Here is a 24,374-nt window from a genome sequence, read left to right as displayed (position 1 = left end):
CACAATGAATGCATGGAATTTTCAGGAAATTAAGGAAACCCCATCACAAACAGGTGGTCCTTATGTACATATCGGTTTATTGCCACAACAAGCCAATATTGAAGTATTTGAACATAGCTTCGATAACCAGTTGGTGAAAGACCAAACCCAAGGTCAACGCATCCGCATTGAAGGTCAAGTGTTTGATGGACTGGGTTTACCATTACGAGATGTCTTATTGGAAATCTGGCAAGCCGATGCCAATGGGGTTTATCCAAGTCAGGCAGATACCCAAGGCAAAACAGCCGATGCTCATTTTCAGGGCTGGGGGCGTACAGGCGCAAATTTTGAAACAGGTTTTTGGAGTTTTGACACCATTAAACCGGGGGCTGTAGCAGGGCGTAAAGGCTCAATCCAAGCACCACATATTGCCGTCGCACTCTTTGCTCGTGGAATCAATATTGGTTTGCATACCCGTATTTATTTTGACGATGAAGTTGAAGCGAACGCCAATGATCCTGTACTCAACAGTATTGAGTGGGCAGTCCGCCGCCAAACCCTGATTGCAAAACGCAGTGAAGTAGACGATGAAATCGTGTATCGCTTTGATATTCGAATTCAAGGTGAAGACGAAACCGTATTTTTTGATATCTAGGAATCGCCTAAATCTCTTTTTAAAGGGGGCTTGTCACGAACTTATTGAAGCTTTGAGATTTGTGACATGCCTCCTTTTTTAAAAGGTGGACATGATATGAAGTTATTGAAGTCTTGAGATTCGCGATACTCCTCCCTTTTAAAAAGGTAAGGAACGATTGAGGTTCCGCAAGGGAGGGATTAGGAGGGATTTAGATAGACGAAAAGCACCTAAATTAAATCGCAATCAAGCGAAAACGCGATATACAAACGGATAATTTATTCAGGAAGATGAAAATGAAACTACAAAAACTTGCAGCATTGATGCTTGCACTTAGCCCCATATTGCCCCTTCAAATGACACAGGCAGAATCTATTTCACCAAGCCCAGTTGAACTTGCAGAATTGGCAAAACTCCCAGTAAAAACCATCGTCCCGATTACAGCAAAAACCAAAGAACAAGCCTTAGCACAAGCAAAAGTTATTGCCAGCAATCCAGATGCTGATTTGGCAGAGTTCCGCATAGACCTCCTCAACTTTGCCAGTGACACTAAGCAAGTGATTGCTTTAGGACATGAGCTTAAACAGATTTTAGGGGCTAAACCCATGATCGCCACCATTCGTACCCATAACGAAGGCGGGCAACTGACCATCAGCGATGCAGATTATGACAAAACCTATCAAGCTTATTTACGCCAACCCTTTATGGATATGTTGGATGTTGAAATGTTCCGAGATCAGCAAGTGGTGAAAAACACCGTTAAATTGGCACATGAGAAAAAAGTATTGATTGTGATGTCCAATCACGATTTTAAAAAGACACCTGATGAAGCAGAAATCGTTCAACGCTTGCTTAAACAAGATCAGCTTGGCGCAGATATTCTTAAAATTGCAGTGATGCCACAAAGCAAACAAGATGTATTTACTTTGATGAATGCGACCTTAAAAGTCAGTCAGCAATCTAAAAAACCATTGCTCACCATGTCGATGGGAAAACTCGGGACCATTTCTCGAATTGCCACAGCCAATATGGGCGGCAGCTTTAGTTTTGGCATGATCGGTGAAGCTTCTGCGCCCGGTCAAATTGATGTGACTCAACTCAAACAGTTATTAAAAACCGTTCAACCTACACCATAAATTAAAAGGAATTTTTAGACATGAAAATGATTTCATTACGTTTAACGACATTGGCACTTGGCTTAGCGGTTTCTGGTTTGGCAATGGCTGAAAGCTATGTGGTGGATCGCTATCAGGATGATCATGAAAAAGGTTCATTGCGTTGGGCGATTGAGCAAGCCAACAGCAAGCCGAGTGAAGCCAGTGAGATTCTGATTCAAGCGGTTGGACAAGCACCCTATGCCATTAAGGTCAACAGCCCACTGCCAGAAATTAAAGCACCAGTAAAAATCATCGGTACGCAGTGGGCAAAAACAGGTGAGTTTATCGCGATTGATGGCTCAAATTATATTAAAGGTACAGGGGTTGAAGCTTGCCCGGGTGCGGTTGAAGGGCAGTTCGGAACCAATGTTCGTACCACAACTTTGCCGGGAATTGTGTTACGTGACATCAACGGAGTCAGCATTCAAGGGCTAGAGATTCGTCGTTTTTGTATTGGTATCTTGATGAACCGTGCCAGCAATAACCTGATCCAAAATAACCGTATTATGCACAACTATGGCGGTGCAGGGGTGATGTTGACAGGGGATGATGGCAAAGGTAATCCGACTGCGACCACCACCAATAACAACAAAGTGCTAAATAACTATTTCCAAGACAATGGTGATGGACTTGAGTTAACCCGTGGTGCTGCATTTAACTTGGTTGCCAATAATCACTTTATTTCAACTGCTGCAAACCCAGAGCCATCACAAGGCATTGAAATTCTATGGGGCAATGACAATGCCGTGATTGGCAACAAGTTTGAAAACTATTCAGATGGTTTACAGATCAACTGGGGCAAACGCAATTATATTGCCTATAACGAACTCACCAATAACTCCAACGGCTTTAACCTCACCGGTGATGGCAATATTTTTGACAGCAATAAAGTCCATGGCAATCGAGTCGGTGTTGCGATTCGTTCAGAAAAAGATGCCAATGCACGTATCACATTAACTAAAAATCAAATTTGGAATAATGGCAAAGACATCAAACGCTGTGAAGCGGGGGGAAGCTGTGTGCCCAATCAACGTTTAGGTGCAATCATTTTTGATATTCCGGGATTAGAACATGCGCACTTTGTCGGTTCACGTGGTCATGGTGTAAAAATTGATCCAGCAAACTTACAAAAGACCTGCCAGCAACCCAATGAACAAGGCTGTAATCCACAACCAAATCAAAATATTCAAGCACCTAAATTGACCCTAGCAAAAGGTCAAATTGCGGTAGAAGTAAAAGGACAACCAAATCAACGTTATCAAGTTGAATTTTTTGGAAACTCACAAGCAAGCGCAAATGAAGCCGAGTTTTACTTAGGCTCAAGCACTGTTGCAACCAATGCCCAAGGCACAGCAAGCGTGACTTGGAAACCGACAATGAAAGTTGCATCTGTTACAGCAAATATCACAGATCGTCTAGGTGCAACATCTGAACTTAGCTCAGCGGTAAAACTTAAATAAAAGTAAGGATGCTTAATATGAGTTCAAATGGATTATCGATCAAACTGAGTTGTTTGGCAGTTGCAGTGTGTATGGCTCAGAGTAGTTTTGCTGAGCAAGCTTGGTCACAAGATCGTCAATGGTTATTGGGCGATTGGAATGGGCAACGCCAACAACTGGAAAAAGACGGCTATAAATTTACTGCATCTATCATGAGCCAAGCTGCAACCAATTTAGACGGTGGCTATCACGACAACAACAGCTTTGAAAATGCAGCGCAATTGGCGTTGGGTGCAAACTTTGATTTAAATAAAATCGCAGGCTGGAAAGATACCACAGCCAATATCTTAATCACCAAGCGTGATGGTAATGCTTTAACTTTAGAAAGCATTAAAGACCCACGTTCCAGTGCTTTGGGCAATTCACAAGAAATCTATGGACGAGGCAAAATCTGGCGCCTGACCCAAGCATGGGTCAAAAAAGGCTTTGCTGACAATACCGTTCAATTCAAGATTGGTCGTATGGGCATGTCGGATGACTTTAATGGTTCACAATGTGAATTCCAAAACTTATTACTTTGTGGCGGACAACTGGGTAAATCCATTGGTTCAATTTGGTACAACTTACCCGTAGGTTTATGGGGAACCAATGTGAAATACCAATTTGCACCTGAGTGGACATTGGGTGTCGGTGTTTATGAAGTCAATCCTGACAACATTAAAACCGGCAAAAACGATGGTTTTAACTTGGATATGCGAAATGTTAAAGGCGCCACTATTCCAGTAGAACTGGCATGGCGTCCAAAACTAGCAGCATTTGATGGTTTAGCAGGCGAGTATAAAGTCGGTGCGTTGTACTCGACAGCAGAAGCCAATGATATTGCGATTGCAGGCAAGGTGCATGATAGCAAACATAGTTTTTGGCTCAATGCACAACAACAACTGAGCCAAAAAGGCCAAGATCCTAAACGTGGTTTGTTCGTAAGCTTTAATGCTGTGGTCAATGATAAAGCCACCACGGCAGTACAAAGTACCCAACAACTTGCTTTCTGGTACAAAGGGCCTTTTGACAGTCGCCCAAATGATTCAATGGGATTTGGTATTGCAAATTATATGGTCAATGATCGTTATAAAGATCGCCAAATTGCAACCAACAACAGCCGTGGCTATGACCAGTACGATAGGTTCGCAACAGATTATGTGCCCGTACAACGTGATGAGCTCAATGTTGAACTGAACTATACCTACCAATGGTCACCTGCGGTCATGCTACGACCCAACCTACAATATATCCATCAGCCTGCGGGTGTAAAAGAAGTGGATGATGCATGGGTTGCTGGTTTGAGTATGCGTGTGAATTTCTAATCTAGGAGTATGACCTATGACTGAGTCTACAAGGACACATACCGTATTAAAAATATGGTGTTTTATATTAGCTTTGGCTTTACTTGTGACAGGGCTATTCTTTACCGTTGGTGGTGCTAAGCTGGTAACACTTGGAGGATCATGGTATTTCGTGATTTCTGGTGTATTCACACTGGCATCGGCGATATTTATATTTAAGAAAAAAACGCTCGGTGTCTGGTTATTTAGTTTGGTTTTTGTGGGCACAATTATTTGGTCATTGCTAGATGCAGGTTGGGAATTTTGGCCTTTATTTTCTAGACTGATGTTTCCAGCAGGTTTATTTGCTGCATTGATGTTTACTTTGCCCGCGATTCGCCGTTACCAGTTTCAACCGAGTGCGAGCTTGCCAGCTTATGGCTTAGGTGCACTCACAGTTTTAGGCATGTTGATTGGGCTTTATCAAATGTTCCAACCACATCCAACGGTTGCCGCAACTGGTCAGGCATTGCCATTGGTTCCTGTTCAAGCGGACATGAAACAAAGCAATTGGCAGAATTATGGTCAGGATGCAGGCGGCAGTCGCTTTGCTGCACTTGATCAAATTACCCGTGATAATGTCCATCAACTCAAAGAAGCATGGCGTTTTCGTACAGGTGATTTCACCACGGGTTCAGGCAATGGTGCAGAAGATCAAATGACCCCGTTACAGGTGGGCAATAAGATTTTCTTATGTACACCACATAACAATATTTTTGCTTTAGAAGCTGACTCAGGTAAACAGCTTTGGAAAGCCGAAGTAAACTCTAAATCGGATGCATGGGAACGTTGTCGTGGTGTGGCTTACTTCGATTCAACCCAAGCATTAACCCAACCGACTTTGGCTGGTGCAACTCCTGTTCAAGCTGTCGCTAATAATACCGCTTGTCTACGTCGTGTTTATACCAACACACCAGATGGTCGTTTAATTGCAGTCAATGCTGATACTGGTGAGCGTTGTAAAGATTTTGGTGTTGATGGAACGGTTGATTTACTCAAAGGTTTGGGTGAAGGAACCACCGCGCCACGTTTTGAAGTGACTTCTGCACCAACTATTGCGGGCACAGTGATTGTGGTGGGTAGTCGTATTGCAGACAACCTTGCCGCAGATATGCCGGGTGGGGTGATTCGTGCTTATGATGTGATCACAGGTCAATTGCGCTGGGCATTTGATCCACGTAATCCTGATCCAAACTATGTGTTAAAAGAAGGCGAAACTTATAAACGCAGTTCAGCAAACTCTTGGGCTGCAATGTCATATGACCCAAAAATGAACACAGTATTTTTGCCAATGGGTAGCTCATCTGTGGATGTTTGGGGAGGCAATCGTCAACCTTTAGATCATAAATACAATTCATCTGTCTTGGCTTTAGATGCAACAACAGGTAAAGAAAAATGGGTCTATCAAACCGTCCATAATGACTTATGGGATTTTGATTTACCGATGCAACCAAGCTTGGTCGATTTCCCAATGCAAAATGGTAAGAATCAACCTGCTGTGGTTATTGGAACCAAATCGGGACAATTCTTTGTATTGGATCGCTTAACAGGCAAACCATTAACCAAAGTGATTGAACAGCCAGTGAAAGCTGCGGATATTCCAGATGAACAATATAGCCCAACCCAACCACGTTCAGTTGAAATGCCACAAATTGGTAATCAAACCTTGACTGAATCGGATATGTGGGGTGCAACACCATTTGACCAGCTTATGTGTCGTATCGGCTTTAAATCTATGCGTTATGAAGGCTTATATACTGCACCGGGTACAGATAAATCTTTAAGTTTCCCCGGCTCTTTGGGTGGCATGAACTGGGGCAGTATTGCTTTTGATCCAAGCCATCAATATATGTTTGTCAACGACATGCGTTTAGGTTTATGGATTCAATTGATTGAACAAACACCTGAAGATTTGGCAATTCAGGCAAATGGTGGTGAAAAGGTCAATACAGGTATGGGCGCTGTACCGATGAAAGGTACACCCTATAAAGTCAATAAAGATCGCTTCTGGTCGAAGTTGAATATTCCATGTCAAAAACCGCCTTATGGCACCATGACTGCGATTGATATGAAAACACGTCAGATCGCTTGGCAAGTACCGATGGGAACAGTCGAAGACACTGGACCTATGGGGATAAAAATGGGATTAAAAGCACCGATTGGTATGCCTACCATTGGTGGACCAATGGCAACACAAGGTGGTTTAGTCTTCTTTGCAGCAACGCAAGATTACTACTTACGTGCCTTGGATTCATCTTCAGGTAAAGAGTTGTGGAAATCACGTTTACCTGTCGGTAGCCAAGGAACGCCAATCAGCTATGTTTCACCTAAAACAGGTACACAATATGTGATGGTGACTGCGGGCGGTGCTCGACAATCTCCTGATCATGGTGACTATGTGATTGCCTATAGTCTGAAATAAGCTAGAACTGTTTAAAAAATGGAACTGCAATCGTTACGCGATTGCAGTTTTTTTATGGGTTTAAAATCGAATGAAACCGAATTAGCGGAGTGATATAAATCAACTAAGCAGAAATTAAACCGCTCTTCATCATTGAATCCTACACGGTGTAGCTATCGCAAGGCGACAAGGATGTCGCCGCTAGGCGGGGGTATAGGAAGTACCCCTCGCATAGCAAAAGATTTTTGTTACTTTTGATCTTTCAAAAGTAAGGTATCGCCTGCGCAAGTTAAATTAAACCTTTCACTGTAAGATGGGGCAGTGTAAGCCCTCTTTCTTTAAAAAAGGTGAAGAAGCAATACTTCGCAAGCGGGAGAGGATTTTAAATCCTATTTAGCTTTTTGCTGTGCAAGTGGTGAAACAGAGAGAGAATCATTTTGATGGTAGTTTTCTTGAAGTTCAATATCTTGTTTTTGCAATCCCTCAAGAATCGGACAATTCGGTCGATGATCACCAGCACAACAATTGATTAAATTTTGCAAAGTATTGGTCATCTTTTGTAATTCCGTAATACGGATTTCCAATTTTTCGATATGCGAGAGTGCGAGTTGCTTTACATCTGCACTGTGTCGATTTTTATTGTTCCACAAATCTAAAAGATCCGCGATCTCTGCAACTGAAAATCCAAGCGATCTTGAACTTCGAATAAACTTTAGCCGTTCAGCATCTTGGTCAGAATAGGAGCGATACCCAGCATTACTTCGACCCACGGCTGGAATCAGACCAATCTGTTCATAATAACGAATCATTTTGGCAGATATTCCAACAGTTTGAGATAGTTTTCCAATATTCATTGTGATTCTCTCTACAAGCTTCTACTCGAAAGTAGAAGCGGGTTGAAAACGACGTAAACGTAAGGCATTGGCCAACACGAATACACTGGATAAAGCCATTGCACCTGCTGCAAATATTGGCGAAAGCAGGATTCCATAAGCAGGATAGAGTAGCCCAGCGGCAACTGGAATCAGCATGGTATTGTAAGCAAATGCCCAGAATAAATTCTGATGAATATTGCCGATAGTGGCTTTAGATAATGCAATGGCGTTGGCAACACCTTGCAAGTTACCTGACATTAATACAACATCTGCCGACTCAATCGCAACATCCGTACCTGTACCAATCGCAAGACCAACATCGGCTTCAGCCAAAGCGGGTGCATCATTGATCCCATCACCGACAAATGCAATATTGCCATATTTGGCTTTAAGGCTTTGTACCGCTGTTACTTTTCCTTCAGGTAGAACTTCCGCAATCACTTCGTCAATCCCTAACTGGCGAGCAATCGCTTGTGCAGTTCGGGCATTATCACCAGTCACCATCGCAACTTTAAGACCGAGTTGATGTAAGGCTTTAATTGCACTTGGCGTGGTTGATTTAATCGGATCCGCAACTGCAATTATCCCTGCCAACTTGCCATTGATTGCTACATAAAGTGGTGATTTACCTTCGTCACCTAAACGTTGTGCCGTACTTGTAAAAGGTGAAATATCAATATTAAGTTGTAGCATATAGCGATCTGCACCAATATGAATGTCTCCATTTTCATCTATATTTGCATAGACCCCCATACCTGTCACAGAATCAAATTGATTCACTTTGGGTAAGGTCAGATTTTCTTTGATTGCAGCATCTACGATGGCTTTGGCAATCGGATGCTCAGAACGAGATTCAACGGCTGCCACCATGCTTAAGACATGATCACGTTGAAAAAATTCAGTGACTTCAAAATCTGTAAGTACAGGATGGCCTTCGGTTAATGTCCCCGTTTTATCTACAGCAACAACTTTAGCATCTTTAAGTAATTGTAATGCTTCGCCTTTACGGAACAATACGCCGAGTTCAGCACCACGACCTGTCCCGACCATAATCGAGGTTGGCGTTGCCAATCCCATTGCACAAGGGCAGGCAATAATCAGTACAGCAACGGCATTGACCAAAGCGAAAGTTAAAGCAGGGGAAGGGCCGAAAATAAGCCAGATTAAGAATGTCAGTACAGCGGCAGCCATTACAGCTGGTACAAACCATAAGGTGATTTTATCAACTACAGCTTGAATCGGCATTTTTGAACCTTGTGCCTGCTCAACCAAACGAATGATTTGTGCAAGCATAGTTTCGCCGCCTACAGCGACAGCTTTAAAGCTTAATGTTCCATTTTGATTGATAGTGCCACCGACCACTTCACTGTCTATTTTTTTCTCGACAGGGATCGGTTCACCGGTAATCATTGACTCATCTACAAAGCTTTTGCCTTCAACGACTTTTCCATCAACAGGAACACGTTCACCCGGTTTGACAATAATAAAGTCACCCACCACAACTTGGTCGATTGGAATATCTACAATTTGATTATCACGAGAAACATGTGCCACTTTAGCTTGTAAACTAACTAAACGTTGAATGGCTTCAGAAGTACGTCCTTTGGCTTTTGCTTCAAGAAAACGACCGAGTAAAATTAAGGCAACGATAACCGCAGCGGCTTCATAATAAACATTAACCGTTCCAGCCGGTAAGATACGGGGTATAAATGTCGCGACAATGGAAAATAGATATGCTGCCAAGGTACCTACAGCAACCAGCGAGTTCATATCTGGGGCTAAACGCAATAAAGCCGGTAATCCGTGTATATAGAATCTTCGTCCGGGAATCACCAAAACCAGTGTGGTTAGAATAAACTGTAAATACCAGCTATTTTGTATACCGATGGTCTGAGCAATCAGATGGTGCATGCCCGGAATAAGGTGCGAACCCATTTCTAAAATAAAAACAGGTAATGCAAAAATAGTGGCAAGTATAAGGTCTCGTTTTAGTTCAGCGCGTTCTTGATCTTTTTTCTCTAAGTGTTCTGTTTGATCTGGGATAGCGGTTTGAATTTCTTTGGCATCATAACCCGCCTTATCAATCGCTGCGATTAAAGCTGCAACATTGGCAGTGCCCGTGATTGTTGCACGTTCAGTTGCAAGATTTACATTAGCCTCTTTGACACCGGGAACGGCTTTTAGCGCTTTTTCAACACGACTGACACATGAGGCACAGGTCATTCCATCAATAGACAACTCAGTGGCTGCATCAGCAACTTCATATCCAGCATGTTCAACAGCTTTGATCAATGCCTCTCGGTCAATGGGAGTGTAAGATGTAATTTCTGCACGTTCAGTGGCTAAATTCACAGATGCTTGGGTTACGCCATCGACTTTTTTAAGTGCTGTTTCTATTCGACTGACACAACTTGCACAGCTCATACCTTTGATTTGTAAACTGCTTTTCAAATCAGAAACACGATCATGTGATCTATTTTCCATAAGTCATACCTATAAGTCTTATTCCATGATCTAAATCCTAAACTTTGACATAATGGTAAGGTCAAGTAAAACAATTCCAGTTTTTATAAGCCATTGTTGCAAATAAAAATTTAGTTTATGAACAGCCCTAAAAAGATATTTTCTTGAACGATGTTTTGCTGATACTCTTTGTTTTAATCATAGTTCATTATTGCTTATATAAGGCTTCTTTTATCAATCATTTTAAAGCATCAATCAACATAAAAGCGCCCTCATCCTAGCCTTCTCCCAGAGGGAGAAGGGACTTTCAATACCCAGATAATTTATTCAACATGATCATTTTTTATCTGGGAAAGAACAATACATTGTTTTGTTTATAGCGCAAGATAATGTTCTCAATTCAATGACTTATAAGGTTTCATCTCATTTGAAAAATCATCTAAAGCTATACTCTAGATGTTTATTCATATCCATATTTTTAATCAATCCCAACCACTGTTGTGATGTAGCTGGTAGTGAGTAGAATCAACAAACCCAGATACATTTCAAATAAAATGGCACAACTTAAATATTGTGCAAATAACGGTTCTTCAAGTCGTGGGGTAAGAAACCATTTATTGAAAGCGGCAAGTAATAAAATACTCCCCACTAATGCGAGTTTGAGAGTAAAGCCATGACCGTATGAGGTATAGATTAAAGTATTTAAATCTTTAAATAATAACAGTGCAATGGTGATACCACAGAGAATTAAGATTCCGACAACAAAGGCTGCAATTCGCCCAAATGCTTCCATGAGTTTTCTTAACGATCGCCCACTGATTTTATGGCTCATTTTCCATAATGGATAGAGTGAGCCCATCCATAACGACATGAAAAAAACATGAATGCCGAGTAGAATCTGGGCAAAAATTGGTAAGTTGGTGACATGCCCTATTTGAGAAAAGCTATAAAGAATCGGGACAAGTAATATGCTAAATAATATTTTTTCTAAAGTGGCAATATGGGTGGTCTGTTTAACCAATTTGATCGTTAAAATAAGCAAAATCAAGGCGAAACTGATGATTCTGACAATGTGTATTTGCCCAGTGTCTGTATTTAAAAGGATATTGATATAGGTTTGATCAAAAATGCCAGAAAGACCAGTGTTGGCAAAGCTACCAACCAAAATAAAAAAGCCTAAAGTACTTGCAAGCAGACCTAACGCTGCACCTAAGCTGATATATTTAAGCAGTATAGGTTTGATGCTGGTATAACGCCAGAGTAAAAAATAACAAAAAGCACCACCAATCATAAAAGCAGTACTTAAATATAAGCTAACTTTTATTAGCCAAGTTGACCAGATCCAGAATTCGGACATTATCGCTTTTCCTTTATTGGAGTCTGTTGACAATTCGCCTTTGTTTAAGACCGCATAGGCCATTGATGAAATGTCAACACACCCTAACAACAGTTCAGTCACTTCATGAAATGTTGTTCATCAATATTCAATTTCTTTAGTTTTTATTTAATTGTGAAACTATATTCATTGTTCATGTTATGCCCATCCTTGCCCATTGTTGTCCAAACAACGAAATATTTGCCTTTTTTAAGCGCGGGAACAGGGACAGTAAATATTTTTTTTAGATCATGATTCACTTTATAGTTAAGTGGAATATTAGTTCGTTGTGCATCCAGTAACTTAATATTCATTAACATCACTTCTCCACTAAAATTAAGCACTAAACTTTTAGGTGCAGTTGTAATGGATGCATTCATTGCAGGTGTACTGCTGCTTAAATCAACATGAGCCATAGCATTGGTCGCAGTAATGAGCATCACTGCAGTGAAGAGAGCATTACGTAGTTTGGTCATGTTATTTGGAGAGGATTTCATTGAATATTCCTTTTACTGTTGTGTGTAGACCTTAATTATTGAAGAGGATGATATACATTAGAATGACTTTAAAATTACACTTTTGTTATTTAGGTAATCTAAACAATTGATGATGTTAAAAGATTTTTAGAATAAATTGAATATGTATTAGTCGGAAAAAAATTAAGATTTTTAATATTGGATCTTGTTCAACTTTTTGCAGCTGTGTTTTTACCAGCTGCTTGAAAGATGTGATTTTTATTTATGGTACTTTTGCTAGGCATATCATGTTGGTAGATATTCATTTTTAAAAATAATGGTGAAGATCACTAAACCATCTCGTGATTCTGCTTGGATAGTTGCACCATGTAGCGTCAATATAGACTTGGTGATCGCAAGACCTAAACCTGTACCATCTTCAACTCGTTGTCTAGAGGCATCTGTTCGATAGAAACGGTCAAATAATCTAGACAGTTGTTCAGGGGATAATGTAGGACCTTCATTTTCAATTGAAAAACTGGTGTGATCTTCTGTTTGTTGACATTTAATCTGAATGACAGAGTTCGGCTTACCATATTTAATTGCGTTGGAGATTAAATTACTCAGCGCACGGCGCAACATTGCAATATTTGCATTGACCTTTCCGCTACCAAAGAGGTGAAACATCATATTTTTTTCTGCTGCTAAAGCATCATAAAACTCAAATAAAGTGTTGAATTCTTCATATAGATGAATGGTTTGTAGGTTTTTAAGGTTAAGGCCATTTTCTGCTTTTGCCAAAAACAACATATCTGAAACGATTCTTGCCAGATGTTCAAATTCTTCTAAATTTGAAAATAAGACTTCTTTATAGGCATCGATATCTCGACTGCGGGATAAACATACTTGTGTTTGCGTCATTAGATTGTTGATCGGGGTACGAATTTCATGCGCAAGATCCGATGAAAAGTCGGAAAGTTTTTCTAAAGCCGATTCTAAACGATCCAGCATTTCATTAAATGCGATGGTTAATGATTTTAGTTCTGTTGGGGTATTCTCGACTTCTAAACGTTCAGACAAATTCTGAGCAGAAATGCTTTCTGCAACTTTGGCTATTTTTTTGATCGGGCGCAATCCTCGCCAAACAGCAAACCATCCTAAAAACATTAAACACAGTGCGGCAATTAAACAAATATAAAATAGCTGATGTTTAAATTCATTTAAAAAAAGCATGTGTTCTGAAGTATCAATTGCAACAATAATTTGGGTAGATTGTGCATCTTCATCGTCTTCAAAAATATTTTGATAGACCAGTCCACGATAATTTTTATCTTGGACTTCCCATCTAATCCATTGATCCAGATCTGGATTCGCAATGACTTGTGGTGCGATCGCCATTTGTGCGGAATTAAATACAATTTGATTCACAGGCCGTTCAACTTGCACAATCAGATTATCATGTCCAATCAGTGAATCTTTTAATGCTACATTGAGTTCTTTCGAGTTGGTTGGATGTTGTTTTAATAGATTTTGTATAAGCTGAATTTTTCCTTCGAGTAATACCCGATCTTCACTTTCAAAGTGTTGTGTGACTCCGAGGTGTATCACGAAGCCCATGATAATTAAAATCGTTACAGTGGAGAGGGAAAAAATAATGGCGATTCGAAAACTGATCGCATTGAACAGCTTACGCCTCATCTTCTACCTCAAGCACATACCCCATACCTCGAATATTCTGAATCAGTTTAGGGGTGAAGTTACTGTCAATTTTATTTCTTAAGCGTTTAATTGCAACTTCGACAACATTAGTGTCACTGTCAAAGTTCATATCCCAGACTTGAGAGGCAATCAGTGCTCTAGGCAAAATTTCTCCACGTCTACGCATAAATAATTCCATCAACGCAAACTCTTTCGCAGTCAGGTCGATACGTTGTCCTTCACGCGTTACACGTCGTTTTCTGATATCAAGTTCTAGATTGGCAATACTAATTAAGTTACTGTCTTCTCTTTGTTGTCCTCGACGCAGTAAACTTTTTATTCTTGCGAGAAGTTCAGCAAAAGCGAAAGGCTTTACCAGATAATCATCCGCACCCAACTCTAAGCCTTTTACGCGGTCTTCAATTTGATCTCGCGCTGTCAAGAATAAAATGGGCATGGTTTTTCCATTTTTACGGACAGCTTCTATAATATGCCAGCCATCTACACCGGGTAGCATCACATCTAATATGATGACATCGTAATCTTCAGAAAGCGCATATTGTTTACCTGTGAGTCCATCTGTAACCCAGTCAGTAATATAACCCGCTTCAGATAAACCTTGTTTAAGGTAGTCCCCAGTTTTTTGCTCATCTTCAACTAATAATATTCTCATGTTTGATTCCTAGAATACTCTTTAAAAATATAATAGCGTGATAAAACTAAAGAAAGGTATAGATTACATAAATGTCACTTTCAAGTCATCTTAATGTTCAATAGGGCGCTATATTGTACGAGTAAGAATCTCAAGCTTGGAGAGGTACAAATGCGAGTGATTTTACATCGAAGTTTAATAAAAGTGTTTTGTATGGGTACGCTAATGATTGCAACTCAATCTTGGGCAGATGCTTCTAAAATACCGAATAAAACGGATCCTCAAGCAGCAGTAAAAATGCAAATGCAATGTTCTCTAAAGCCTTGTAATGCACAGAATGAAGCCAAAAAGCCCAATAATGATCATGCAGAACGACAGCATGTACATTCATCAGATATGGCGCAAAACGCGCAATCGAGCGGGGTCGATATGGCGCATGTGATGATGAAGATGGATCATTCAAAAATGATGATGCCTGCTACACCTAGTAAGTAAACTATATAAATATTTACGTTGAAATTCAAAGATTAGGGGATAGATGACATAGTTTATTCGTCTATTTTGATCAGGAAAGTAAAATTCGCAGGATGCGTCTAATTATAAATTTTATTTAAGAACGATATTTTTTAGTATTTAAAAGTTTTGGGAGATTAATATGTCTAAAATTCAAACTTTACAAGATCCATTGTTAAATTCTCTCCGAAAAAAACATATTCCAGTTTTTTTTTTCTGACCAATGGAATTAAATTACAGGGGCATATTGAATCTTTTGATTCATATGTTGTGCTATTAAGGAACAGTGTAGGTCAAATGCAAATTATTTATAAACATTCGATTTCTACTGTTCTGCCTACACGTCATCCACGTTCAAATATCAAAGCCTCCCTTGCAAAATTTGATCAACAAAACAGTTATAGCAACTCATATGACAATGAAAGCCAATATGGTTTTAATAGCCAAAATGATTTTGGTTATCAAGTAGGCATCAATGATGAAATACAATTTGAAGATCTTGCTGAAGATGAAAATACTTGAGCATTAGATCGTCAAAGGCTTGATGAAATATATAAAGAATTTAATGGTTTTAGCTGATTCTTAATTTGACCTACGTTATTGTTTATCTAAATTGATAATTTGCCTATACAGATAGTCTAAGGGTTCTAGTCTTAGTTTTTCAGTCTTTTAATATTTACTATTAAAGATTTTTCATCAATCAAAAAATGATCATGTGGAGTGAATCATATCGGTATTGAAAGTCCCTTCTCCCGCTGGGAGAAGGCTAGGATGAGGGTGCTTTTATGTTGATTGATGCTTTTAAAAATGATTGATAAAAGAAGTCTGTTAAATAACCATCACAGTTAAATATAAACATCTAAGCAAAAAAAGACCCACAATGTAAGTGGGTCAATACGATAAAAAATAACATAAGCAGACTTAAACTTATCTGCTATTAATTCACATGATTATAAAAACACAAACAATAAAATAATACCCAATACCACACGGTACCAAGCAAACACTCTCAAAGTATGTTTTTCAACAAATTTGACCAAAGCTTTTACCACCAAAAGCGCAGCAATAAATGCAGCAACAAACCCCACTGAAATATTAATCAGGTTATCTGAGGTTAAAACATCTGCATTTCGAATTAAATCATAGGTTGCAGCACCTAACATAGTTGGCATTGCAAGGAAAAAAGAAAATTCGGTTGCCGCTTTACGTGATAAACCAGACAACATCCCACCAATAATGGTGGCGCCTGAACGTGATGTTCCCGGAATCATGGCAAGACATTGGGCAAATCCAACCAGAATTGCTTGTTTTAAGGTAATGTCTGTGGCTTCAATGGTTTTAGGTTCAAACTTTCTGGCTTCTACAGCAAAAATAATAAAGCCCCCGATAATTAAAGCAAAAGCCACAACCAAAGGACTAAACAGCACTTGTTTAATAAAATCTACTGCTAAGACACCAATCACCACAGCAGGAATAAAAGCAACTAAGACATTAATCGCAAAACGTCTGGCTGCAACATCGCCAGAAAAAAAGCCGCGAATTAGTTCGATGATTTTTTGTCGATACAGCCAACATACGGCCAAAATTGCACCCAATTGGATCACCACTTCAAATACGCGTCCAGAATCTGAGTGAAAATCAATAAGATGACCAAATAAGATCAGATGTCCTGTACTTGAGATAGGTAAAAATTCAGTTAAGCCTTCGATTAACCCCAAAAACAATGCTTTAAGTAGTTCAAAATTTTCCATAAATAAAATAAACAAGCGTTCTAAAATTTGAACCTTTGTAATGTATTTAACGCTGTTTATAAATCAAAAAAGACAAAATTTTACGAAATTTTTACGCGGCTGATCTGACTGTAAATAGAGAGTTTACGGGGTATTTGCGGATACTGAGTTGTGGAATATCCCAGCGTTTAGGATGAAAAAGATGAGTGCTAAATATATAGCGCATCAACAAGTACAGCATCCAAAATTATGCGTACTTCAAAAACATATAAATCATTGCAATATCGACATTTTTAATTTGAGCCAATCAAGTTGGGGGGAAATGTCATGTTAGAGTTTATCTTAGTCTTGGTAATAGTAGTGCTTTTGGCTTTTCCTTTAGGGAAGTATCTTGCTTGTATTATGCAAAACCGAGAGATGAAAATTGATCCAATTTTTAACTGGATTGAAAAACCGATTTATCGTGTTTTGGGTACACATCCTGATCAAGGGATGAATGCGAAGACCTATTCACTTAGCTTTGTGACGAGCTGTATCGTCATTGGATTGGTGACTTGGGTGTTGTTTATGTGCCAAGCAAGCTTGCCACTCAATCCAAACAATGCGCCGAATATGTCATGGGATTTAGCCCTGCATACCATGATTTCATTTCTGACCAATACCAACCAACAGCACTATTCAGGTCAGGCGCAACTGTCATATTTATCACAGATGATTGGAATCGTTGGATTGCAAATCATTACTCCAATGATGGGGTTGGCAATGGTGGTTGCAACCGTACGTGCCTTGTTTTATCCGCAATCGAATGCTTTGTCAGAAACAGATCAAAACCTAAGCTTTCAAAATAAAGTTGAAAAAATCAATGTGGGTAATTATTGGGCCGACGTGATCCGTCCAACCTTTCGTTTTTTAATTCCGTTATGCATGATTTGGTCATTATTACTCAATAGCCAAGGTGTGCCATCAACCTTTCAAGGTGGCCCAGAAGTTCAAGTGATTGACCAAACCACTGAATTAAAAACTCAAAAAATTCCACTGGGTCCAGTTGCACCCATGGTTGCGATTAAGCAATTGGGTAGTAATGGTGGGGGTTGGTATGGACCTAACAGTAGTGTGCCATTGGAAAATCCAACACCATTTTCAAATTTCTTAGAAATGATCGCGATTCTACTTATCCCTGTCGCAGTGATTTTTATGTTAGGTTTTTTAACCAAACGCGCAAAATTTGCTGCCTTTGTTTTTGGCTCAATGTTGCTGATGTCGGTTGTTTCAGCTACAGCGGCGATTTGGTCTGAAAGCCTGTCATCTACCGCGATGCAAATTTATGCCATGGAAGGAAAGGAAGTGCGTTTTGGTGAAGCATCTTCCGCATTGTGGGCCGCCATAACCACACAGGTCAACAATGGTTCCGTCAATATGATGCATGACTCTGCATCGCCATTAACAGGTTTAGTGGCGCTGGCGAATATGCTGATTAATGCGATTTGGGGCGGGATCGGCTGTGGCTTACAGCAATTTATGATCTATCTGTTTTTGGCTGTATTTATTGCAGGTTTGATGACAGGTCGTACACCTGAATTATTTGGCCGCAAAATTGAAGCAGGGGAAATCAAATTACTTGCTGTGGTGATTTTGATTCAGCCGATTACGATTCTCGGTTTAAGCTCAGTTGCTTTGTTTTTCCCTGAAATTACAGGCAATAGCAATCCGCAATATCATGCCATTTCACAAGTGTTGTATGAGTATGTTTCGGCCTTTGCCAATAATGGTTCTGGTTTTGAAGGTTTAGCGGACAATACCGTGTGGTGGAACGTGAGCTGTGTCATCGCTTTACTACTTGGACGTTTTCCAACATTGATCATTCCTTTAATGATTGCTTCTCGTTTAGCTGCAAAGCGTCAAGCCCCTGAAAGTAGTGGTAGTTTAAAAGTGGAAACGCCAACCTTTGCTTTCACTCTGATTGCTATTGTGGTGATGTTGACCTTATTACAATTTATGCCAGTCCTTGTTTTAGGACCGATCGCTGATCAGCTGTTATTGGTACAAGGCTAGGGTGAATAAAATGAATCATTCAAAACAATCTACGCAAAATAAATCATCAACTTTATTCCAAGGTGAAGCTTGGAAAAATGCCTTGATTAAATTGTTGCCACAACATGCAATTAAAAATCCAGTGATGGCGATTGTATGGCTAGGCACCCTCATCACACTGGTCAGTACTTTAACGGGTCAAGCTGATACTGTATTTGGTTTAGTGGTGACGTTGATTTTATTTATCACCGTATTATTTGCCAACTATGCCGAAGCGATTGCCGAAGCCAAAGGTCGAGGTCAAGCCTCTTCCTTAAGACAAGCACGTCAAAATTTAACTGCACGTCGACTGAGTTCTAAAGATGATTTAGAGGGCGTGCAAGTTGCTGCAACCTTATTAAAAATGAATGATCTGATTGAAGTCCGTGCAGGAGAACTGGTGCCTGCGGATGGTGAAATTGTTCATGGTTTTGCGACTATTAATGAAGCTGCGGTAACAGGTGAGTCAGCACCCGTTTTACGTGAAGCAGGTACCGATAAGTCGGGTGTGATTGGGGGAACTAAAGTTTTAACCGATCGTATCGTGGTGCAAGTGACGGCTGAAGCGGGTAATAGCTTTCTTGATCGAATGATTGCTTTGGTTGAGGGTTCCAATCGTCAAAAAACACCAAACGAGATCGCTCTGGGTATTTTATTGACTGTGATGACTGTGACCTTTATCGCAGTGGTGGTGAGTTTACCTTTTATTGGGCATTTCTTAAAAATTGAAATTAACCCGATTCTCTTGGTGGCTTTGTTGGTGTGTTTAATTCCAACCACCATCGGTGGCTTGTTGCCTGCAATCGGTATTGCGGGGATGAATCGGGCGTTAAAAGCCAATGTGATTGCCAAATCGGGTAAAGCTGTCGAAGTGGCGGGTGATGTAGATGTATTGTTACTCGATAAAACAGGAACCATCACCTATGGTGACCGTCAGGCAACAGCATTTTTCCCACTGACTGGGGTGACTGAGTCAGAACTGCGTCAAGCTGCGATATTGACCTCACTTGCTGACCCAACACCAGAGGGTAAATCCATTGTGGTTTTGGCAAAAGAGCAAGGGGAGCATATTGTTGAACCGGAACAGGTCGAGTTTATTGCCTTTAATGCCGCAACTCGGATCTCTGGTATAAATTTATCAAATGGACAGCAAATCCGTAAAGGGGCAGTAGATGCGATTATTAAATTTGCTTCACAGAATATTGAACATCATAGTGAGCTTAAAACGCGGGTAGAACAGGTTGCATCAAAAGGTGCAACGCCGTTAGTGGTGGCAAAAGATCAAAATATTCTGGGGGTGATTGAACTTTCAGATGTGATTAAACAAGGCATCAAGGAAAAATTTGCTCGCTTACGTGAAATGGGTATAAAAACTGTCATGGTCACAGGGGATAACCCGCTGACTGCTGCTGCCATTGCAGCGGAAGCAGGTGTCGATGACTACATCGCTGAAGCGAAACCTGAAGATAAGTTAAATTGTATTCGTCATGAACAGAATAAAGGTCATTTGGTCGCTATGGTTGGCGATGGTACCAATGATGCACCTGCTTTGGCACAAGCGGATATTGGTTTGGCGATGAACTCAGGGACCCAAGCGGCAAAAGAAGCGGGCAATATGGTGGACTTGGATTCAGATCCAACCAAATTATTGTCGGTTGTTGAGATTGGTAAACAGCAGTTGATTACGCGTGGCGCATTGACCACCTTTTCATTGGCCAATGACGTTTCCAAATACTTTGCAATTTTACCGGCTTTATTTGTCGCAGCCATTCCTCAAATGCAAACCTTAAATGTGATGCGCTTGGGAAGTTCAGAAAGTGCAATTCTCTCTGCACTGATTTTCAATGCCATCATTATTCCATTATTGATTCCAATTGCTTTACGTGGAGTGAAGTTTAAGCCTTCAACATCAACGCAATTATTACGTCGAAATATGCTGATCTACGGTGTAGGTGGTGTGTTGTTGCCATTTATTGCGATCAAGCTGATTGATCTAATGATCAGTCCCTTATTGGCACTTTAGAGTTTTGAGGATGATAAAAATGAATACTGAAAATAATCGATTGGTTGAGTCATCATTCGGTGGATTAACACGAGCATCGTTTGGATTAACCATTGTTGCGTTGGGTTTATGTGGTTTTGTCTACAGTGCTGCGGCAACAGGGCTGGGACAAGTTCTTTTTGATGAACAAGCCAATGGCAGTTTGATTGTTGAAAATGACCGAGTTGTCGGTTCTCAACTGGTTGCACAGCCTTTTGTACAAGCACAATATTTTCATACACGACCTTCTGCTGCCAATTATGATCCAATGGCCATGGCAGGAAGTAATATGGCACGAACCAATCCTGATTTACACAAAGCAGTAGAGGAACGTTTAAACAAAATTGTGATACAGGATCACGTTGAAAAAAGCGCGATTCCTGCGGATTTGGTCACGGCTTCAGGCAGCGGAATTGATCCTGAAATTAGTGTGCAATCTGCAATGATTCAAGTAAAACGCATTGCCAAAGCAAGACATTTGCCAGAACAGGATGTGCTAAGGTTGCTGCTAGACAATAGCATACAACCGACATTTGGAATTTTAGGGCAAGCCAGAGTCAATGTACTTGAATTAAATTTGGCTTTGGATCAAATTGGAACTCAATAGATAGATTGAGATCATCAAAGCAAAATGAATCAGCGCTGATGTAATTGATTCTCTATGATTGTTGAAAAGCGGGCATTATTGGGATTTTATTTTCGTATAAATTTACAATATTCTCTCTTTTGCTTTAGATCGTAGATATTTCAAGTTGAATCAAACGACTGTGTTTCTTTGCTGGCCTGTGTTTTTTGCTGTATTGAATGGTCGTAAAGAAACACCACAGTGATGTAATTTTTAAACAAGCAGACGACGATGAGCGATTATAGAAATAATAAAGCAGATGTTTTACTGCAACACACTCAGCGTTATCAATCTGGGCGCCTCACTATATTTTTAGGGGCTGCACCCGGTGTGGGGAAGACTTTTGCAATGTTAGTGCGTGCGCACGAACTGGCTTTGCAAGGGATCAACATTGTGATCGGCTATGTTGAAACCCATGGTCGCATTGAAACTGAAAATCTCATCTCAGGTTTGGTGATCATTCCAAGAAAGGCAATTGAGTATCAAGGACATTCTCTTGAAGAAATGGATCTTGATGCTGTGCTGGCAAGCAAACCCAGTATTGTTTTAGTGGATGAATTCGCGCATAGCAATATGCCAAATAGTCGTCATGAAAAACGTTGGCAAGACATCAATGAATTGCTGGATGCGGGTATTGATGTATTTACCACGATGAATATTCAGCATCTCGAAAGTTTAAATGATGTGGTCTGTCAAATTACGGGTATTCGGGTGACTGAAACCGTACCTGATCGGGTCTTTGAACGGATCCGTGATATTCGATTAATTGATTTACCAGTTAATGAATTACTTGAGCGTTTAAATCAGGGCAAAGTCTATGTACCTGAGCAAGCTGAACAAGCTTTGCAAAGATTCTTCAACAGTTCAAATCTGACCGCATTGCGTGAATTGGCAATGCAGACGGTTGCTAGTCATGTCGATACCGATGTTCGAGAAAATTTTGCTATACAAGGGCTTGTGCCCATTCCTTTAAAAAATCATATTTTAATTATGATTGAGGGCAATGGGCAGGCAGAGGCTTTGGTTCGGGCAGGTTGTCGTATTGCCGAAAATCGTCAGGCAAATTGGACGGTGGTGGTCTTTTCTAAAGATTCAAAAATAACTGAAAAACAAGACAATTTATCCAGTCGAGAAATTGAACGCGCTTTAAACCTCACCCGTCAATTGGGTGGGATGACTGAAATCCTTTATGGTCAGCAACATGCAAAAACGCTGTTTGATTATGTGATGGATCGAGGGATTTCAACTTTGGTATTGGCACAATCACATCGTAAAGCCTTTACATTCGGTGTTGTAAATTTTGTTGATCAATTACTTAAATACCAGCCAAGTTTTGAATTGAGTATCGTCCCAATTCTTGCAGAACATCGTCAGCAATCATTTTTTCAAGATACGCATTCATTTCTAAGTTTAAGAGAAATGTTTTATGTGTTATCCACCACTATGATCAGTATTGTGATTGCCAGTTTAGGTGAAAAGTATTTAGGGATTGAAGAGCTTTCGGTGATTTTTATCACCGCTGTGGTTTTTGTGGCATCTAAAACACGAATGCTGGCCGCTGTGCTTTCAGCACTGTTGTTCTTTTTTGCTTATAACTTTTTCTTTATTTCACCCAAATTTACTTTACAAATTTCTGCACATCAGGGTGTGATTACCGTGGTTGCTTTTCTTGGCGCTGCACTGATTTCAAGCCGTTTGGCATCAAGACTGAGAGAACAGGTAACGGCTTTAAAGACTGCAAATAGTTATAACAGCATTATGCAGGATTTAGGTCAAAAGCTGTCTACCGCGATCGATTTAAAGCAAGTGCAGGAGATTGCAGAAAACAGTTTAAGTAAAAATTTAAATGCCGAAATCTGGTTTTATTTCCCAGAATCATCAACATCATCACTTGAGGTCATTAACAATAAAGAAAAAATTTCAGCAGATTGGACATTTAAGAACCATCAACCATCGGGACGGTTTACCCAAACATTAACTGAAAATGATTGGTGGTTTTTACCATTATTGGCTTCCAAACAGTGTTTTGGTGTGGTCGGGGTTAAGTTTCTTAAAAATGTATCGGTTTTAAATACTGAACAGAAGCAACTGACTGAAACCATGGTTGAATATATTGCTCAAGCAATTTCTCGAACCCAACTCACTAAAGCATTGGAAATCGCCAATGTCAGTTCAGAAACCGAGAGATTACGTTCGGCCTTGTTATCCTCCGTCTCTCATGATTTACGTTCACCTTTAGCCTCTATGATTGGTGCAGCTGATACTTTGAGTAATTATCGGCATTCGATGGATGAACAAGATCAAGACAGCTTATTGGAAGCCATTCATTTGGAAGGCGAACGACTGGATCGTTATATTCAGAATTTATTGGATATGACACGGCTAGGGCATGAAGGTTTAAGTCTTAAACGAGATTGGATTGGTGTCGATGAGTTGATTGGTTCAGCGGTACGCCGTTTAAAACGCTACATGCCGCATAGTCTTGTTGAGGTTGATTTACCAGAGCAAACCTTGAGCCTATTTGTTCATGCTGCTTTGATCGAACAAGCGATTTTTAATGTATTGGAAAATGCAGCCAAGTTTTCCCCAGAGAATAAAGCGGTAACGATTAAAGTCTTACAACTCAATGAAAACGAAATTGAAATCTCAATTAGCGATCAAGGTTTAGGCATTCCAGAAGATGAACGAGAGCGTATTTTTGATATGTTCTATACTATGGAACGTGGCGATCGCGGGCAGTATGGTACGGGATTGGGCTTAACCATTGTTAAAGCCATTATTGGTGCACATATGGGTGAAATTTCGGCATCTTCAGCCAAGAATAATCAAGGCACCTGCATCCGTATGCAATTGCCGATTCAGCAGATTGGATAAGTGCACATATT

17 protein-coding genes and 1 pseudogene are annotated in these 24,374 nt (G+C 40.1%); 11 read left to right on the top strand and 7 right to left on the bottom strand.

The genetic code is table 11. From position 1 onward, the window contains the following. The first annotated feature begins 4 nt into the window (after positions 1-4). The 5 genes from pcaG to FY049_RS14070 all read left to right on the top strand — a co-directional run bounded on the left by pcaG (position 5) and on the right by FY049_RS14070 (position 7,013). Positions 5-634, top strand: a complete 630-nt coding sequence (gene pcaG / locus FY049_RS14090) for a protocatechuate 3,4-dioxygenase subunit alpha (RefSeq protein ID WP_446083885.1) — start codon at positions 5-7, stop codon at positions 632-634. A 275-nt stretch (positions 635-909) separates the two neighbouring features. Further along, positions 910-1,749: a type I 3-dehydroquinate dehydratase gene (gene aroD / locus FY049_RS14085; RefSeq protein ID WP_446083884.1), complete on the top strand. Its 840-nt coding sequence runs from the start codon at positions 910-912 to the stop codon at positions 1,747-1,749. Between the two features lie 20 nt (positions 1,750-1,769). After that, positions 1,770-3,230 (top strand): right-handed parallel beta-helix repeat-containing protein, encoded by a 1,461-nt coding sequence (locus FY049_RS14080; protein WP_151956557.1) that lies wholly within the window; start codon positions 1,770-1,772, stop codon positions 3,228-3,230. A gap of 17 nt (positions 3,231-3,247) precedes the next feature. Then, on the top strand, positions 3,248-4,573 hold the full coding sequence (locus FY049_RS14075) for a carbohydrate porin (RefSeq protein ID WP_446083883.1): 1,326 nt from the start codon (positions 3,248-3,250) through the stop codon (positions 4,571-4,573). 16 nt (positions 4,574-4,589) lie between these two features. After that, the gene (locus FY049_RS14070; RefSeq protein ID WP_446083882.1) at positions 4,590-7,013 is read left to right on the top strand and encodes a glucose/quinate/shikimate family membrane-bound PQQ-dependent dehydrogenase; all 2,424 of its coding nucleotides are present in this window, start codon (positions 4,590-4,592) and stop codon (positions 7,011-7,013) included. 368 nt (positions 7,014-7,381) lie between these two features. On the opposite strand, the gene cueR is transcribed toward FY049_RS14070, so the two are convergent. From cueR to FY049_RS14040, 6 genes are all read right to left on the bottom strand, one after another. Then, positions 7,382-7,846 carry a Cu(I)-responsive transcriptional regulator gene (gene cueR / locus FY049_RS14065; RefSeq protein WP_234622762.1) on the bottom strand — a complete coding sequence of 155 codons (465 nt, stop codon included), beginning with the start codon at positions 7,844-7,846 and terminating at the stop codon, positions 7,382-7,384. Positions 7,847-7,867: 21 nt separating this feature from the next. Continuing rightward, a complete protein-coding gene (locus FY049_RS14060; protein ID WP_446083881.1) occupies positions 7,868-10,351 on the bottom strand; it encodes a heavy metal translocating P-type ATPase in 2,484 nt (827 codons plus the stop codon). Positions 10,352-10,808: 457 nt separating this feature from the next. Then, entirely contained in the window at positions 10,809-11,690 is an 882-nt protein-coding gene (locus FY049_RS14055) for a copper resistance D family protein (protein WP_446083913.1), read from the bottom strand. A gap of 140 nt (positions 11,691-11,830) precedes the next feature. Continuing rightward, entirely contained in the window at positions 11,831-12,202 is a 372-nt protein-coding gene (locus FY049_RS14050) for a copper resistance CopC family protein (RefSeq protein ID WP_335955446.1), read from the bottom strand. 264 nt (positions 12,203-12,466) lie between these two features. Next, complete coding sequence (locus FY049_RS14045) at positions 12,467-13,858, bottom strand: heavy metal sensor histidine kinase (protein ID WP_224965063.1); 1,392 nt, start codon at positions 13,856-13,858, stop codon at positions 12,467-12,469. Beyond that, complete coding sequence (locus FY049_RS14040; protein WP_004722117.1) at positions 13,848-14,531, bottom strand: heavy metal response regulator transcription factor; 684 nt, start codon at positions 14,529-14,531, stop codon at positions 13,848-13,850. Before FY049_RS14040 ends, FY049_RS14045 begins: the two co-directional genes overlap by 11 nt. 192 nt (positions 14,532-14,723) lie before the next feature. Between FY049_RS14040 and FY049_RS14035 the strand changes: the two genes are divergently transcribed. Then, positions 14,724-15,005, top strand: coding sequence for a hypothetical protein (locus FY049_RS14035; RefSeq protein ID WP_227515163.1), 282 nt, complete (start codon positions 14,724-14,726; stop codon positions 15,003-15,005). A 160-nt stretch (positions 15,006-15,165) separates the two neighbouring features. Next, positions 15,166-15,377: pseudogene (hfq, locus tag FY049_RS14030) on the top strand (RNA chaperone Hfq); the annotation flags it as partial. Positions 15,378-15,973: 596 nt separating this feature from the next. On the opposite strand, the gene FY049_RS14025 reads toward hfq, so the two are convergent. After that, positions 15,974-16,774: an undecaprenyl-diphosphate phosphatase gene (locus FY049_RS14025; protein ID WP_056516247.1), complete on the bottom strand. Its 801-nt coding sequence runs from the start codon at positions 16,772-16,774 to the stop codon at positions 15,974-15,976. Between the two features lie 306 nt (positions 16,775-17,080). On the opposite strand from FY049_RS14025, the gene kdpA reads away from it, so the two are divergent. The 4 genes from kdpA to FY049_RS14005 all read left to right on the top strand — a co-directional run bounded on the left by kdpA (position 17,081) and on the right by FY049_RS14005 (position 24,363). Further along, entirely contained in the window at positions 17,081-18,805 is a 1,725-nt protein-coding gene (gene kdpA / locus FY049_RS14020) for a potassium-transporting ATPase subunit KdpA (protein ID WP_446083880.1), read from the top strand. A gap of 10 nt (positions 18,806-18,815) precedes the next feature. Next, the gene (gene kdpB, locus FY049_RS14015; protein WP_446083879.1) at positions 18,816-20,846 is read left to right on the top strand and encodes a potassium-transporting ATPase subunit KdpB; all 2,031 of its coding nucleotides are present in this window, start codon (positions 18,816-18,818) and stop codon (positions 20,844-20,846) included. A 19-nt stretch (positions 20,847-20,865) separates the two neighbouring features. Then, positions 20,866-21,471: a potassium-transporting ATPase subunit KdpC gene (gene kdpC / locus FY049_RS14010; protein ID WP_446083878.1), complete on the top strand. Its 606-nt coding sequence runs from the start codon at positions 20,866-20,868 to the stop codon at positions 21,469-21,471. A gap of 249 nt (positions 21,472-21,720) precedes the next feature. Then, positions 21,721-24,363 carry an ATP-binding protein gene (locus tag FY049_RS14005; RefSeq protein ID WP_446083877.1) on the top strand — a complete coding sequence of 881 codons (2,643 nt, stop codon included), beginning with the start codon at positions 21,721-21,723 and terminating at the stop codon, positions 24,361-24,363. Positions 24,364-24,374: the final 11 nt, after the last annotated feature.

The sequence above is a fragment of the Acinetobacter sp. 1125_18A genome (genome assembly GCF_052824985.1).
Note: the sequence above shows the minus strand (reverse complement) of the source record. Positions and strands in the feature narration are given on the sequence as shown.